Genomic DNA, 15,784 nt, shown 5'->3' with positions numbered 1-15,784 from the left:
GCATTTTACCGATAAGAAGCTGGAGTTTATTAAGGATATTGAAGCAAAGCTCATGGAAGGAAAAGGCAAAGGATATGTGACCTGGGCAAAGCGCTTTAATGCAAAACAGATGGCTAAGACGGTTCTTTTCCTTCAAGAACATAAAATCGAGTCCTATGAGCAACTCAAAGAAATGACCGATGAGAGAAGCGGGAGGCTCAAAGAACTTAAGGATTCTATGAAGGAGAAGGAAGAACTTCTATCTGAGAACAAAAAGAGGCAGCAGGCCATTATCGATTATTCCACGAACAGGAAAGTGTTTGAAACCTACAAAAAGAGTGGCTACAGTAAGAAATATTACAGTGAGCATGAGGCAGAGCTCCTTATCTATAAGGCAGCAGAGGAAGTCTATAAGTCGGTGCCAAAGTGTCAGAAGCTCAATATGCGTAAGCTTCGTGATGAGTATGGCCACATTCTTGAAGAGAAGAAAAAAGAGTTTAGGGAGTATGCGGGGATCAATAAAGATATCCATGAGTATCTGATCGCAAAGCGAAATTTAGAAATGTTGTACCTGCAGGATAAAAGCAAAAATGAAAAAGAGGGGCGTGATAAACGTTCCCGAAACTCACGGACTGAGTCTGTGTTGTAAGAGCCGCAAAACGCGTTTGTCGGACAAACGCACTGCTTGCCACAACGACACTCAGCGCCGGCAGGATGAGAATAAGAATAATTATCAGGAGGACTAAAGAAATGAAAGTAAGTATTAAATCAAATAAGCTTGAAGCAAGTTCAAACAATGTAAGAGGACTTTGTACAGTAACTTTTGGAGATAGCTTTTCAGTAAGAAATATCTCAATAGTAGAAAGTAGGAAAGGCGGCACCTTCGTATCAATGCCAAGCTTCAAAACCAAGACTGTTGATGAAAAAGGAAATACGATTTACAAGGATATAGCATTTCCTGTAACTAAGGAATTTCGTGAAGAGCTTTTTTCTAAGATTAAGGAAAGTTATGAGCCGGGGGAGGTGGTTGAGCTTGAGTGGTAAGAATATGAAAAATGATTATTGCCTTGTTTGTGGAAAATGAAAACTGGCCATCTTCAAGGGAGTAAAATTGATGAAGTTCTTTTGGCTTTTATATTATTTATAGCATTCAATGTGATAAACTATACGTAGTATGCAGGTTATCACGAAAAGCTTTTTCTAAAGAGAGGGATGGATATGGCTAGTTCTAAGGCAAAAAGTGTTATTAGTGTCGCATCAAAACATACTATTAAAAAGTTTGAAATTATTTCAAAATATGTTGAGGCGTGGGCAGAAATTCTTTTATCATCTTCGAGTTGTAATGGAATAGTATATATAGATTGTATGTCTAATAGTGGGCTGTATAGAAGAGAATCAAAAGATGGAGAAGTGATAGAAGGTACGGCATTATTAGTTGCTAATATTTTAGCAAAAGCTATGAAGAAGTATAAAGATAAGCAAGCTTATTTGTATTTTAATGATATTGACGAGAATAAGATTGATTTATTAAATACAAAACTTCCAAAAAGAACTGAGAATTTTAATATTCAAACATTTTCGATGGATGCTAGTGAATTGCTTAATAAGATCAGCAGCCAATTTAAAACTGTTTTTAAAGGAATGAATTTTTTATTAGTTTATGATCCGTATGACGCAAATATTGATTGGGAAGCTTTAATGCCTTTTTTGAGAAATTGGGGAGAAGTTATTATAAATCATATGGTTTCAGATACGATTAGAGCTGCTAGAGTTGCGAAGAAAAAAGAGGTGATAAATAAATATGAAAGAACATATCAAACAAATATAGAAGAACTTATTACGTTTGGAAATAGCAGGGAATCATATGAACTTAAGGTTCAAAGTATAATAAAGGATTTATGTGGCAGAGAGAATAGATATTATGTTGCTTCTTTTCCTTTTTTTAATAATCATAATTCTGTTGTTTATGATTTGATACATTGTACGGGGCATCACCGTGGTTTTGATTTATATAAAGAGATTGCTTGGAAAACATTTGGGGACAAATCTTCTGACAAGAAAAAAATATATAATGATGATTATGGTCAATTAACGATGAATTTTGAAACTGGTGAAACAGAAATTGAGTGTATAGCGGATGGATCTTGCTATACTTTAAAAGATATTGCTGGATATATACAGAAGAAGTTTCGAGGACAGACATGTGTACCAAAGGGTGATGTTATTGCATATATATATGATCATCCAGTTTTTCCGACGAGAAATTATAGAAATAAAATATGGGATGCATTGAAGAAACATTATGGTGCTGAAGTTCGTAGTCAAACAATAACATTTTCAGATAGGAGTTACTAAGAATGCCGCAAGTAGAAGGGCATATACAGAGAAAATCTATGCTTTATAAAACGGGTGTAGAGTATGGAGATTATACATTAAATTTTGTGCAGGGGTGTGCGCATGGTTGCAAATATCCCTGCTATGCTTTTTTGTTAAAAAAACGATTTGGTCAAATTAAGACATATGAAGAATGGATTAAGCCATATCTTGTATCTAATACATTGGAAATCTTAGATAAAGAGATTCCAAGACTGAAAGATAAGATTATGTCTGTTCATCTATCATTTTCTACGGACCCATTCATGATGGGGTATCCGGAAATAGAAAAAATGAGTATAGCAGTTATAAAAAAACTGAATGCGGCTGGAATTAAGTGTACAGTGTTAACAAAAGGTATTTTACCAATTACACTTGCTGATTTTTCTAAAGAAAATGAGTATGGTATTACATTGATTTCGTTAGATGAAGAATATCGCAAGAAAATGGAGCCAGGCTCGGCCTCTTATGTTGAAAGACTTGTGGCGTTAAAAAAACTTCACGATAAAGGATGCAAAACTTGGGTTAGCATTGAGCCTTATCCTACACCGAATCTAATAGATCAGGATTTGAAGAAAATCCTGAAAGCAGTTAGATTCGTAGATAAGATCATTTTCGGAAGAACCAATTACTGCAAAGATGTCACATCCGGATATCCTGAGCATAAAAAGTTCTACAATGAAAGAGCAAAGGAAGTGATTGACTTCTGTAATGAGAAAGGAATCGCTTTCCACATAAAAAATAAAACGATTACAGAATAAAGTATATGATTCGTAAAAGCAAATAGATAGAATTAAGCTAGAACATCTTGACGGAAAGACATTATATAATATAAAAATTGGAGAAGAATTGAAGAAAGCTGAGTCAAGTGAGGAGAAGGAAATAACTGGGGGAGATATATCGCAGGCTGAGCCTATAGATAAAAAGGAACAAAAGAAAAAAATTAAAAAAGTGAAAAGCGTAAAAAGAAAAAATAATGTGCACACGGATGTAATTCTCGTATATAGGAGCCCACATGGCAGCAGGATATTCATTAAAGGAAGCTGAATATGTAGACAGACCTCTCTCAGATGATGAGATGTGGTCTGCTTTTGCATTTCTTTTTTCGAGTAAGTCTGTGAATGATACAAGCTATAAGTATGGTTTTCTTAAGGCGATTCTTGATAATCTTTATAATACTGATGACAAGTTGGTTCTGACATTTGATCAGCTTTTTTCTAAATTTACGGAAATCTATTGGAATTTGGTTTTAAAGCACCACGTTCTGCAAAAGAAACCCGGAAAACTTAATAGGCAGTCGGAGCTTGAGAAAGCGCTTATTTATGGCAAGGAGAAATATGCCATACTTGATGATATACCTTTTGAAAGTCTTTCACATGAGATGCAGATTGATATTTGTCATAAGGTGAAGATTAAATGTAAGGAAAATGTAGTCGGCGCTCTTTATGCCGATCTGCAAGGATTATTCTATTCTTTTTCCAAGAAGGGAGAATGGATTCGCATCAATCCAAGGATGTATGAGTTTGTGTGCAAGCACAAGGTTGCCATTGAGAAACTCAATTATTATGAATGGGCGAAGTTTCTTGAGAGGGTTAATGAAGACAGCGTTGTTGATCATCTCCTAAGCAAGATAGATGAGAGCACTATGCGTACACGTAGTAGTTTGGCTTATTATAGGGATATTCTTTTTGAAGAGTTTGAGAATAAGTGCTTCTATTGTGGGAAGACGCTTACTAAGCGAAGTGTTGAGGTTGATCACTTTATTCCGTGGTCATTTATTAAGGATGATCAGATCTGGAATTTTGTTTTGGCTTGCCCTGAATGCAATAACAAGAAGAGGGATAAGCTTGCAAAGGTTTTCTATCTCAATAAGATTTCAGAGCGAAATGAAGTTTTGATTGAAAAGAACACGAGGGATGCAACTGATTCTGCAAGAAGAATAAAGATGATCTATGACTGGGCAAGGAACAACGGTTACGTAAACACTTGGGAACCGGGGAAAGTAAAACAGTAAGTTATGAATGATAGTAATGTAGAGTATTATAATAAAAACGCGGACTCGTTCTTTGAAGGAAGTGTCGCAGCGGATATGTCATATCAGAGGGATAAGTTTGCTTCGCTCCTTCCAAAGAATGCAAGAGTTTTGGATGTTGGGTGCGGAAGCGGGAGAGACAGCAAGGCTTTCATGGATCTTGGCTTTGATGTAATTTCTTTTGACGCATCAGAAGAGATGTGTAAGAGAGCATCTGCATACATTGGCAGGGAAGTCCTAAACATGAGATTTGAAGAGATTTCTTTTGACAATGAGTTTGATGGAATATGGGCATGCGCATCACTATTGCATGTTTCAAAAGAGAAACTGCCTGAGATACTTGGGAAGCTTAGGGCTTCCTTGAAAGATGGCGGTGTTATGTACGCGTCTTTTAAATATGGCGATGGAGTGAAGGAACGCGGAGAGCGCAGCTTTATTGATTTTAATGAGAAAAGCATTGTGCCGGTTATGGAGAATGCCGGATTTACAGTGATAGGTAATGAGGTTACTCACGATATCAGACCCGGAAGAGAGGATGAGATGTGGATTAATGTGATAGGGAGTAATTGAGAAATAGGACGTAATGATTCATGCCCATGTGGGAGCGGAAAAAAGTACAAATACTGTCATGGGAAGAATTAAGGTTGAGACGATGAAAAGCTATGCATTAAGAGAAGCTGTTAAAGACCTTTTAGTTTGGCTATTAGCAGATTTCGCTCACTGACACGAGAATGCTCAGGTTGTTGTCGTCAGTTCCGGATGGTTATGTTGAATGCCTAGTAGATTTGCCACATATTTAAACGCAGGAGGGGGTTCTATGGACAATACTATTAAAAAATATTCATGGACAGACTTTTATATCGAGCTTGCTGACGCAATATTGAAGTACAAAGATAATCGGGAATTATTTGTTAAGTTGATTAGGAAAGCGTATGAAGACGCAGGTATTGATTATAAGTATTATAGTAATGGGCACTTTTTTCAGGATATGGATCCGTTTACTTTTTTTGGTGGATTTAATAAACAGTCATCTGACAAAACTAGAATTGCCTTACTGACTCAATATAAAAAGGTGTTTGGAATATCAGCTGAAGTTCCGCAAGATTTTACAGGCATTCCCGTTCTTTTTGCTATGAAGGCATGGTTTACAGACGACACGCCGGATGAGCGTATAGGAACATTTTGGAAACTTTTTGAAAAGGCAATAGCATGTGCGGATAAAGGTGATAATGAAGAAGTTGCGGAATTATTTGATAAGGCTGCTTCTTTTCAGGGAACTAGCTGGAATCTTACGATGGCTCTATATTGGATTCGACCTTTCTATTATATTAACTTGGATACAAATAATCGCAAAAAGCTTAATGATCAAGGTTTATTTAATGGCAAGTATCCATCAGGAAAAGTGTATATTGAGTTGTGCGAGTCTTTGAGAGGAAGTTTGAACACGGATAAATTTCCTTATAGCTCTTTTCCAGAGTTTTCTGCGCAGGCGTGGGATGATAAGAAAAATAACAATGCAGAAGATACATTAGATGATGATAATGCGGATAAAAAACGTTATTGGCTTTATGCTCCGGGAAATAATGCTGATAAGTGGGATAAGTATTACTCAAGTGGTGTGATGGGAATAGGTTGGCACGAAATAGGGAATCTTCGGGAATATAATTCTAGAGATGAAATGATAGAAGCTATGAGGAATAATATCGATCCCGATAAGTCTTATGTTATGGATTCTCTTGCAACATGGCAGTTTGTTCACGAAATTAAGCCTGGGGACATTGTTTATGCTAAAAAGGGAATCCACAAGATTGTGGGAAGAGGAATAGTTCAATCGGATTATGAATATAACAATGATTTTGGAGATTATTGTAATTATAGGAAAGTTAAGTGGACTCATAAAGGAGAGTGGCAATATCCGGGGCAGGCCGCTATGAAAACGTTGACCGATATTACCAGATTTGCAGATGTTCTTGAGAAGTTAAATGGGTTACTTGAAATTGAAGAACAGGATGATATAAAGAATACTGAACTTAAGCCTTATGATGGAAAGCGCTTTTTAGAAGAAGTATATATGAGCGAAGAAGATTATTATAATTTAGCGGAGCTCATTGAATATAAGAAAAATGTGATTCTTCAAGGTGCGCCTGGGGTTGGAAAAACATTTTCAGCCGAACGCCTTGCATATTCAATACTTGGATGTATTGATAAGAGTAAAGTTGAGATGGTACAGTTCCACCAAAGTTATTCATATGAAGACTTTATAGAGGGATTACGACCGACTGCAACAGGAGAGTATGAACCTAAACCGGGAGTCTTTCAAAGATTTTGTGATAAAGCCAGAGATGATAAGGAAAATAATTACTTTTTTATCATTGACGAAATAAATAGAGGAAATCTGAGCAAGATATTTGGCGAATTATTTATGCTCATAGAAAATGATAAGCGAGGGCATGAATTGCAGCTTTTATATTCCGGAACGTATTTCTCCGTGCCTAAAAATGTATATATAATTGGACTAATGAATACAGCAGATAGAAGTTTGGCAATGCTTGATTATGCATTGAGAAGACGCTTTTCTTTTTTTGATATGAAGCCGGGATTTGATACAGATGGTTTCAAAAAATACAAAGAGAGTCTTAAGAATGAAAAATTTAATGCTTTGATTGATTGCATTAAGGAATTAAACGAAGAAATCAGGAAGGATGATTCTTTGGGAGAGGGATTCTGCATAGGACATAGTTATTTCTGTATTAAAGGTTCTATTGGAGAAAAGACGTTGTCAAATATCGTAAAATATGAACTTATTCCTTTGGTAAAAGAGTATTGGTTTGATAATAAATCTAAGGTTGATACATGGAGTGAGCGCTTATGTCAATCAATATACCAATAAAAAACATATACTACATGCTTTCTTATGTTTTTCAATCTTTACAAGATCAAGGATACAAGAACCTTGAAACCGAAGAGTTTAAAAACATAGGAGATTTATGCGCTGCGATAATATGTATCGGAGTGGAAAAGATTATTAAGCGGGGGATATTTAAGGAGTATGTTCCAATTGAGGAGAAGATGTACGCTATCAAAGGAAGAATAGATATAGCTGAGACAATCAAGAGTAGCGTAAGATATAAAAATCAGCTTGTTTGTGAATATGATGAGTTTTCTGTTAATTCTTATCTCAACAGAATTATTAAAACAACTGCGATACTTCTAATTAAATCCGATATTTCAAATGTACGAAAAAAGAGATTAAAGGGCTTGATGAATTATTTTCATGAAGTTGACGTGATTGATGAGCATAGGATTAATTGGCTGGTAAACTATAACAAGAATAACTCGATATATCAGATGCTTATTTCTGTATGTAAGATGGTAATAAAAGGTATGATTCATACTAAACAGGAGGGCGGAGTAAAGCTTTCAGATTTTATAGATGAGCAACAGGAGCATAAAATATATGAAAAGTTTATTCTTGAATATTATAGAAGAGAACATAAGGATATCAAGGCTAATGCAATAAAAGTTGATTGGGCAGTAGAAGGAAATAGAAGGCATCTACCTGATATGAAAACTGATATTACACTTCAGACGGCAGATGGAAGAGGGACACTTATAATTGATGCAAAATATTATACTCATAATATGCAAATGCAGTTTGATAAGGAAAAAGTCCACTCGGGAAATTTGTATCAGATTTTTTCATATGTGAAAAACTATGAAGCCGGTTGTCTGAGCGATTGTAGCGTGGCGGGAATGCTGCTATATGCAAAGACACTAGATCAAATACAACCGGATGATGAATATAATATGAGCGGAAACAAGATAGTTGTTAGAACGCTGGATCTTAGCCAGAATTTTGAAGGCATAAAGAAAGACTTAGATGGTATATACGAGAGGTTTGTAAGTGGTGACTTTTTTGTTGAAGATGTACCAATAACTATTGGCTTGAGGAGAGAAAGAATATGATGTCGGCTTTTTTACAAAAGAAATATGAGGAAGCATACAGTGCTTTTGAAAGTGTTGTAGTGGAATCCAAGTTTAGTATTCGGCATCGAAGTTTGAAGAAGTATGAGGATAAGACAAATCAGGATATTTATTTCTTGCTAAATGATAAAACTGTATGTGCAGTATATGTAGGTAAGGATTCTTATAAAATCTGGACTAATAACCCGATATGGCGGGGATTGTCAAAAAGAAATCCGACAGAAATAAGAAGCGATGGATATTATGATATTTTTTGCAATGATTTGGAAGAGTGTATAGATGAAGTGAAAAATATATTGATTAGAAGTATTTGATATTAAGGCAGAAAGGATATTTTTTATACAACAAGGGTGACATAAGAGAAATACTGGATTCTTTGAGTAAGCAGGATTTGATTGAACTTTTAATTGAGTACAGCGATAATGGATACTTTCCGTTAGATTTATTTCTTTTGAAGGCGGGTTATCGGTTCTCGGCAGAAGACTTGGAAGAATATTGGAATGATATTTATGATAAGGCACTGGAATATGACAGAAATAAAGATGATAGAGCATCTGATCTACTTAGAGATTGCGCAGAGATGTGCTTTGACCAGGCTAAAAAGCTTGAGGATGACGAAAGTAAAAAGAGTATCTGCGATATGCTCATAGATAGTCTTACTGCCGCATCGGAGAGTGATGGCATCGGAATGTACCATGACTCAGAGTGGCTGTACATTGAAATACGCGATGAGATAAGCGATTTTGTTGAAGAAAACTTTTGAGTAGTAATATAAATAAGCATTGGAATGGAGCAGTTTAAAGAAATGCCTGACAATATAGATGTTTTTACCCAAAACAGCATAAGAATCCGCAGCGACCTCGGCGTGATCTATGTGGATCCTTTTCACATGAAGGAGGAGCCGCATGATGCGGATTATGTTTTGATAACGCATTCGCATTACGATCATTTTTCGATTGAGGATATCAGGAAGGTGATCAAAGCGGATACGCTTCTTGTTGTTCCTGAGAAGATGGAGGATGATGCCGGAGAGCTTAAGCCTGATGTAAAAGATATTGTGACGGTTAAGCCCGGCATTTACAAGGAGATAAACGGTCTTGAGATGGAGACTGTTCCTGCTTACAACACGATAAAGCCGTTTCATCCAAAGCGCGCCGAGTGGGTGGGCTATATCCTTAGGGTTAACGGAAAGCGCATTTACATTGCGGGAGATACGGGAGCTACTAAGGAGGCAAGGCAGGTGAAGTGTGATATAGCTCTTTTGCCCATTGGAGGAACGTTTACTATGGATGCTAAGAGAGCTGCGGATCTTGCAAATACAATAAGGCCGGAATACGCCATCCCCGTCCATTACGGCGGACTTGTCGGGAAAAAGAGCGACGCTCAGACTTTTGCTTCGCTTGTAAAGAGCCCTGTGAAGGTTGTTGAGAAGATGCAGTATTTTGATTGAGATAGGAGATTTTAGTTATGACTATGGATGATTTTCTTAAATTGGAATATGGATCTGTTGTTATAAGTAAAAGTAATCCTGAAATAGCAATGAAGGATATAGACTTTTATATAAATGATTTTTCGTAATTTTTTTTAAATGGAGTAATGGTATGAAGGATATAAAGAAAGATCCGTTTGGTGAATATATAAGAAATTTGCCACCGACGCGAAAAGAGTTGGGGCAGGCATGGTCTACTGCAATTGGATTGCAAGATGTAGATGGGCTTAAGCCATCAGAATATCTCTATGAAACAGCAAGAAAGAGTATTGAAGGAGAAATTTCAGTTGATGAAGCAGGTAATCTAATCAATAGCTATTATGAGAGTAAGGATGGTCGACTTGCAGCTGAAACTAGAACAGAAGAAGCTGATAAGGTTTCTGCCAGGATTGCTAAATTACTTTCAGAAAAAGCATTCATTTTTTCTCCGACACAGTATATTTCAATTCATAGGGAACTATTCAATGGCATTTATTCCCATGCAGGAAAAATACGTGATTATAACATCACCAAGAAGGAATGGGTATTGGATGGAGATACTGTTTCTTATGGCGGAGCGATAGATTTGCGGGAAACCTTGGATTATGACTTTTCACAGGAAAGAGATTTTAAGTTTAATGGCCTGACAATGGATGAGACAATTCATCATCTGGCAGTTTTTATTTCCAGATTGTGGCAGATTCATGCTTTTGGTGAAGGTAATACCAGAACTACTGCCGTATTTTTTATCAAGTATTTAAGAATGCTGGGATTTGATGCAGAGAATGATATGTTTGCAGAGAATTCTTGGTATTTTAGAAATGCTTTGGTTAGAGCTAATTATACAAACATTAAAGAAGGAATATATGAGACTACTGAGTTCTTAGAAAAATTCCTTAGAAACCTGCTTTTAGGTGAGAAACACGAACTGCATAATCGAGAGATGCATATACGTGGTGAATTTTTATTGGGTCACGCTGACCCGATAAATGACCCAATAAATGACCCAATAAAACTTGACGAAAGGGAGAGCCGGATTATCGAGTTGTTGCGTGAAGATCCGTCATTAACCAGAGCCGGAATGGCGGAACAGTTAGGTTGCTCAGATTCAACAGTAAAGAGAATCTTGCAGAACTTGGTTGATAAAGGTGCAATCAAGAGAATTGGATCAAATAAAAAGGGCGAGTGGATAATCTTGTAAGGTGTGTCCTCTTGCAATATAGCGATAATCGTAATGTTTTTCCGGAGGTGCCATATGACCGTATCACAATTTGGATAGTAAAAGAGAATATGATAAGTTCCGGCGCAAGGATGTCAAACGAAAGAAGATAAGCTTGGACGTTGTGGCACAGCTACAGTTATGCTTGATAGAAGCATGATGCCTACAAAGAAGCGTGGCTCTATAGGAGAAATCAAGCCTACCGGATGGGTGCAAAAAATGTGTTTGTATATAATATTCAACCCGGGATTTTGTTGGATTATAAGACGGGTGAAGCAAGAGGCCGGCACCCTAAAAGTGTATTAAGTTTGCGTTAAATCCATGTTTTGATAATTGTCTTGATTGTGGTATGATGCTATTATTAATGCGAGGAGTAAGAAAAAAGTAAGTATGGCAGATGAAAACAACAAGATTAGCAATCAAAATGATGCCAAGGTTAAGAAGATTATTGATGATCTGACACTTTTTGATGATGACTTGATGACATTGGTTTTTAACAAGAATATTCCGGCAACAGAGCTGATTTTGAGAATTATTTTGAAGAGAAATATTCGAGTTATTTCGGTTGATGCGCAGGAAGAAATGCGTAGCCCAATTGTTGGTGGAAGAGATATTACGCTTGATATTCATGCTATTGATGAAGATGGCGAGGAAATCAATGTAGAAGTTCAGGGAAGTTCTGAGGGAGCGCATGTACGAAGAGCCAGATTCCATAGCGCGGTTATGGATTCCAGAATGCTCAAGGAGAATGATCCATTTAAGATACTAAAAGATTCTTACGTCATATTTATCTATAAACATGATAAATTTGGCAAGGGACTTCCGATATATAGAGCAGAGAGAGTTATTTCAGAAATTGAAGAACCACTGAATGATGGCTCACATATTGTATATGTAAATGGTAATTACAAGGGAAATGATGAAATTGGAAAACTGATGGCTGATTTCCGTTCAACTTCATCAGATGGCATGAATTATAAAGAGTTAGCTGATGGATTGCATCATTTCAAAGAAACTGAGGAAGGACGTGATGTTATGTGTGAATCAGTAAAGAAATATGCAGAAGAATATGCAAAAGAGTATGCAGAAGAATATGCAAAAGAGTATGCAGAAGAATATGCAAAGGAGTATGCAGAAGAATATGCAACTGATACTAAGATTGAAATGGTTAAAAATCTTATGAGTAATATGAAGTGGACATTGGAGCAGACGTTGAATAATATGGGGGTTTCTGATAATGAACGCTCTATTATTACTAAGCAGCTTCAGAAGTAACTGTATAGATTATATTCGTACTTAAGGCAGTAGGTCATGATTGATCTGCTGTTTTTTGCTATATAAGGGCATTTATGAGATGATAATCCTAATTTGTATGGTTAAGGGGGACTCAATGAAAAAATATATAGCATTTCTTCGTGGTATAAATATTAGCGGTAAAAACAAAATTAGAATGTCTGATTTGAAGTTGGAACTTGAAAATGCAGGGTTTACGCAGGTGTCAACATATTTGAATAGTGGCAATGTTACATTTTTATCTGATGACAATAATCTTAAGAATAGAATTGAAGATATGATTATAAATAGATTTGAACTTCGAATTCCAGTATATGTAGTTGAAGCAGATGTGTTAAATGATATTTTATCTAATGCACCTGAATGGTGGGGGTCAAATAGTAAAGAAAAATATGATAATTTAATTTTTGTTCTTTCAGATGATACACCTGAGCAAATATATGAGATGGTAGGACCACCTTCCGATGAACTTGAAAAAGTGCAAAAGTATAAGAATGTTATATTTTGGACTTTTGATAGACAGCAATATCAAAAATGTAATTGGTGGAAAAAAACTGCAACTAATGAAATTGCAGATAGATTAACAATTAGAACAGCAAATACAGTAAAGAAGGTTTGCAAATAAAATTTGAAGTTAATCGACAAATTCAAGTTTGCCGGAATCAATAATGTAGTAAATAGGCAGCCTTTCGGCGTGGGCAGGGAATTAGGCTCATTCCGAAAGGCTGTTTTTGCCAAAATACGGCACAATCCCAACTCCGAATATCTCCGAATGGCGAACCCAGGGTGACTACTTTTTGACTACTTTTCATGTCCATGATATTCCGAAATATTCCGTAATATTACACGATTGTGTTATTATTTTAATGTCGCGTGATAGAGTAAACACTTTTGTAATCCACCGGTGGTGCGCATTTCAGCGAATAACTCGGAATATCAAGGAGTAGGAATATATGATTAAAATACTGTTTGTCTGCCACGGCACAGCACTCTAAAAACTCTTGAAACCTGCATGAATACTGGGCTTTGGCTCTTGCATAATATGGCTTTAACCCCCGTTTAACCCCTGTTTTTTTAGGGTAAAAAATCTCAATTTGTAATTAAGAAAAAACGAAGAAACACATGATTTTTGCGCTACATAGAGCAGTTATCCGAAAGGATAGCTGTTCATTTTTTTTTAACGGCATATGCTATGAGATTCGGCAAGGGATTTGATGAAAGTAATTTACGTAATATGCGTCGGTTTTATAATATATTTCCAATTCGTGACGCATTGCGTCCTGAATTCAAATAACAGTTCGTAGAAGACTTGAAGGAAAAATTACAGGCTGGTGGGTGCCTACAGTCGGCGTGAATCTCGCTCTTACCATGATTTCCGAGCACTACGAGGTGGTATGGCTATGGCTCGGCGGAGGGAGAAGGAACACTTTAGAATAAAGGTACATGTACCTAAAATCTAAAATGAGGTGTGCTTTATGGTAATTGCAAGACAACGATATTTGGACAAGCTTATTAGTCATATGAATAATGGTCTGATAAAGGCCATTACTGGAATAAGAAGATGCGGAAAGTCTTATAGATGATGCGGCAGTTTTGCTTTGCTTTCCCAAATGCGAACGCATTGCGTTCGGAATTGAGTTGGACTCATTAGCGAAGCCTTATGCGTGTAGAAGATGTAGAATATACTTTGCCGGAAGACAATAAGCAGATTTTTGCTGCAAAGTATTTGCCGTACATGCCAACAAAAGATGAACTTAGACGTGAATTGAATATTGAGGATTTCGAGAAGAAAGACTTAGATTAACAAATCAAAATAGTCCCGATTACATAGAGCAGTTATTTCAGAAAGAGGTAGCTGTTCTTTTTTTGCGCTCATTTTGGGCGGTAACAATTCATTTCATAGGAGGATAAAGAATGGAGTACGAGAAATTCAAAGAACAGTTCGTGGAAGATTTGAAGGAGAGATTGCAGTCTGGTGGCGGGGAGTACCTGGTGGAGCCACATGAGGTTCAGAAGATGAATCAGACCTATGAGGCAGTTACTATCAAGCCGCAGGAAGCAACGATCGGTGTGAATCTCAATCTTACCGAGATCCACGAGCGCTATGAGGGCGGCATGAGTTATGACTCATTGGTAAATGAAGTAGCAGAAAGGGCAGACAGGGCTTTACATGACCGTCCTGATTTCAATTTGGAGGAACTTAATGATTATGACCGGATGAAAGAGAAGCTTTCCATGGAGGTTGTATCTTCCGGGCGAAATGCAGAACTTTTGAAGGGGGTTCCGCACAGAAACATAGAGGATATGGCTGTTGTATATCGCTTCGTGCTTGATATTGACAAAGAAGGCATGGGCTCAATACTTGTAACAAACCAGCTCCTTGATAGCTACGGCATCACTCCGGAACAGCTTCATGCAGATGCGCTGCAGTATGCTCCGGTAATGAGACCTGCTGTCATTCAGACTATGGCAGAGACTCTGCTTGAGATGATGGGGCCTGAAGCAAAAGATATGATCCCTGTTATGCCTGAGAATCCGTTATTTGTTGCATCGGTGCCCGACAAGACTCAGGGTGCAGGCGTCATTGCCTATCAGGATTTTATGGATCAGGCGGCTGAGAGAGTCGGCGGTGACTTCTTTATTTTACCAAGTTCGATCCATGAAGTTTTACTTGTAAAAGACGACGGAAACGTAGATATAAACAACTTGGAAGGCATGGTAAAAGAGGTAAATGAGACGCAGGTCGCTCCTGAAGATGTGCTTACAGACAGCGTTTATCACTATGATTCCAAGGAAAAGCTGTTTGAGCTTGCAGGGAAATATCAGGAGAGGGTTAACGAAAAGAAGCGTGAATCAACCCTCGATAAGCTTGATGCCAAGAAGCGTAAAGAACCGGCGCACGAAAAGAGCACACGTCCTCGTTCCCGTGGCGGCGAGGCTCTTTAATGAAAAGAGGAACAGGCATGAAGCCCGTAGCCTGTAGAAGTTGTCCTTACGGAAGACATCAGCCGTGTATCGGCTGGTGTACCCGTAAGATTTTGGAAGAGATGAGGCAGTTAAAAGAGGAGAAAAGAAAATGACGTTTGATTATTTCTATGGTCGTGAGAGCGACCTTTTTTCATTTAATAGGAAATTTCGCCTTACGGCGAAATCTTTAATTAAAAGGCCCGGACAAGACCGGGCCACGCAAAGCGGAGGTATGCTGAATAACCTGGTTATCAGTCTACCTCATCATAGAAATCATCATCTTCGTGCATGAAGTAATCCATATCAAGGATATCTTCATCGCTCATGTTACGGATTTCTTCCGCCGACATGCCTTCCGGCGGATTTTGGATGTATTTCTCTCTAAGCTTTGCAGCGAGTTCTTTTTCTGTCATGACTTTCCCTCCTGTAGCATGATTTTAGCATGCTACAGTGGACTTTAAAACATGGC

The 15,784-nt window shown here is 37.3% G+C and carries 19 protein-coding genes and 1 pseudogene; 19 read left to right on the top strand and 1 reads right to left on the bottom strand.

The annotated features are described in order from the left end of the window. The 19 genes and pseudogenes from G628_RS18970 to G628_RS19260 form a co-directional block, all read left to right on the top strand. Positions 1-628, top strand: a pseudogene (locus G628_RS18970) (hypothetical protein); the annotation flags it as partial. 101 nt (positions 629-729) lie between these two features. Next, positions 730-1,023, top strand: coding sequence for a SpoVG family protein (locus G628_RS17125; RefSeq protein WP_051199151.1), 294 nt, complete (start codon positions 730-732; stop codon positions 1,021-1,023). A gap of 174 nt (positions 1,024-1,197) precedes the next feature. Beyond that, the gene (gene tcmP, locus G628_RS0110595; protein WP_027209123.1) at positions 1,198-2,334 is read left to right on the top strand and encodes a three-Cys-motif partner protein TcmP; all 1,137 of its coding nucleotides are present in this window, start codon (positions 1,198-1,200) and stop codon (positions 2,332-2,334) included. A gap of 2 nt (positions 2,335-2,336) precedes the next feature. Beyond that, positions 2,337-3,113: a radical SAM protein gene (locus G628_RS0110590; protein ID WP_027209122.1), complete on the top strand. Its 777-nt coding sequence runs from the start codon at positions 2,337-2,339 to the stop codon at positions 3,111-3,113. Between the two features lie 88 nt (positions 3,114-3,201). Next, entirely contained in the window at positions 3,202-3,399 is a 198-nt protein-coding gene (locus G628_RS0110585) for a hypothetical protein (protein WP_027209121.1), read from the top strand. Then, entirely contained in the window at positions 3,368-4,366 is a 999-nt protein-coding gene (locus tag G628_RS0110580) for an HNH endonuclease (RefSeq protein WP_034500825.1), read from the top strand. Before G628_RS0110585 ends, G628_RS0110580 begins: the two co-directional genes overlap by 32 nt. Positions 4,367-4,369: 3 nt before the next feature. Continuing rightward, positions 4,370-4,954 (top strand): class I SAM-dependent methyltransferase, encoded by a 585-nt coding sequence (locus G628_RS0110575; RefSeq protein WP_027209119.1) that lies wholly within the window; start codon positions 4,370-4,372, stop codon positions 4,952-4,954. Positions 4,955-4,957: 3 nt separating this feature from the next. Then, positions 4,958-5,026 (top strand): SEC-C metal-binding domain-containing protein, encoded by a 69-nt coding sequence (locus tag G628_RS19415; RefSeq protein ID WP_242827213.1) that lies wholly within the window; start codon positions 4,958-4,960, stop codon positions 5,024-5,026. Positions 5,027-5,201: 175 nt separating this feature from the next. Continuing rightward, positions 5,202-7,274, top strand: a complete 2,073-nt coding sequence (locus tag G628_RS0110565) for an AAA family ATPase (protein WP_027209118.1) — start codon at positions 5,202-5,204, stop codon at positions 7,272-7,274. Next, positions 7,253-8,350, top strand: a complete 1,098-nt coding sequence (gene mcrC, locus G628_RS17120; protein ID WP_051199150.1) for a 5-methylcytosine-specific restriction endonuclease system specificity protein McrC — start codon at positions 7,253-7,255, stop codon at positions 8,348-8,350. Before G628_RS0110565 ends, mcrC begins: the two co-directional genes overlap by 22 nt. Continuing rightward, positions 8,347-8,682: a hypothetical protein gene (locus G628_RS0110555; RefSeq protein WP_027209117.1), complete on the top strand. Its 336-nt coding sequence runs from the start codon at positions 8,347-8,349 to the stop codon at positions 8,680-8,682. Before mcrC ends, G628_RS0110555 begins: the two co-directional genes overlap by 4 nt. Then, positions 8,679-9,131, top strand: a complete 453-nt coding sequence (locus G628_RS0110550) for a hypothetical protein (RefSeq protein ID WP_027209116.1) — start codon at positions 8,679-8,681, stop codon at positions 9,129-9,131. The genes G628_RS0110555 and G628_RS0110550 overlap by 4 nt, the downstream gene beginning before the upstream one ends. 24 nt (positions 9,132-9,155) lie before the next feature. Next, positions 9,156-9,818 (top strand): MBL fold metallo-hydrolase, encoded by a 663-nt coding sequence (locus tag G628_RS0110545; protein WP_242827212.1) that lies wholly within the window; start codon positions 9,156-9,158, stop codon positions 9,816-9,818. A 151-nt stretch (positions 9,819-9,969) separates the two neighbouring features. Then, the gene (locus tag G628_RS0110535) at positions 9,970-11,037 is read left to right on the top strand and encodes a Fic family protein (RefSeq protein WP_027209114.1); all 1,068 of its coding nucleotides are present in this window, start codon (positions 9,970-9,972) and stop codon (positions 11,035-11,037) included. Positions 11,038-11,445: 408 nt separating this feature from the next. Then, positions 11,446-12,330, top strand: a complete 885-nt coding sequence (locus G628_RS17115) for a PD-(D/E)XK nuclease family transposase (RefSeq protein ID WP_051199149.1) — start codon at positions 11,446-11,448, stop codon at positions 12,328-12,330. Between the two features lie 115 nt (positions 12,331-12,445). Beyond that, the gene (locus G628_RS0110525) at positions 12,446-12,973 is read left to right on the top strand and encodes a DUF1697 domain-containing protein (protein WP_027209112.1); all 528 of its coding nucleotides are present in this window, start codon (positions 12,446-12,448) and stop codon (positions 12,971-12,973) included. A 1,035-nt stretch (positions 12,974-14,008) separates the two neighbouring features. Continuing rightward, complete coding sequence (locus G628_RS18760) at positions 14,009-14,152, top strand: hypothetical protein (protein ID WP_155833802.1); 144 nt, start codon at positions 14,009-14,011, stop codon at positions 14,150-14,152. 110 nt (positions 14,153-14,262) lie between these two features. Further along, positions 14,263-15,294, top strand: coding sequence for a DUF5688 family protein (locus G628_RS0110515; RefSeq protein WP_027209111.1), 1,032 nt, complete (start codon positions 14,263-14,265; stop codon positions 15,292-15,294). Further along, a complete protein-coding gene (locus G628_RS19260) occupies positions 15,294-15,428 on the top strand; it encodes a hypothetical protein (protein ID WP_278246550.1) in 135 nt (44 codons plus the stop codon). Before G628_RS0110515 ends, G628_RS19260 begins: the two co-directional genes overlap by 1 nt. A gap of 138 nt (positions 15,429-15,566) precedes the next feature. Here G628_RS19260 and G628_RS18960 read toward each other — a convergent pair whose 3' ends face one another. Then, positions 15,567-15,728, bottom strand: a complete 162-nt coding sequence (locus G628_RS18960) for a hypothetical protein (RefSeq protein ID WP_196803740.1) — start codon at positions 15,726-15,728, stop codon at positions 15,567-15,569. Positions 15,729-15,784: the final 56 nt, after the last annotated feature.

Source organism: Butyrivibrio hungatei NK4A153 (assembly GCF_000424465.1).
GTDB lineage: Bacteria > Bacillota > Clostridia > Lachnospirales > Lachnospiraceae > Butyrivibrio > Butyrivibrio hungatei_A.
Note: the sequence above shows the minus strand (reverse complement) of the source record. Positions and strands in the feature narration are given on the sequence as shown.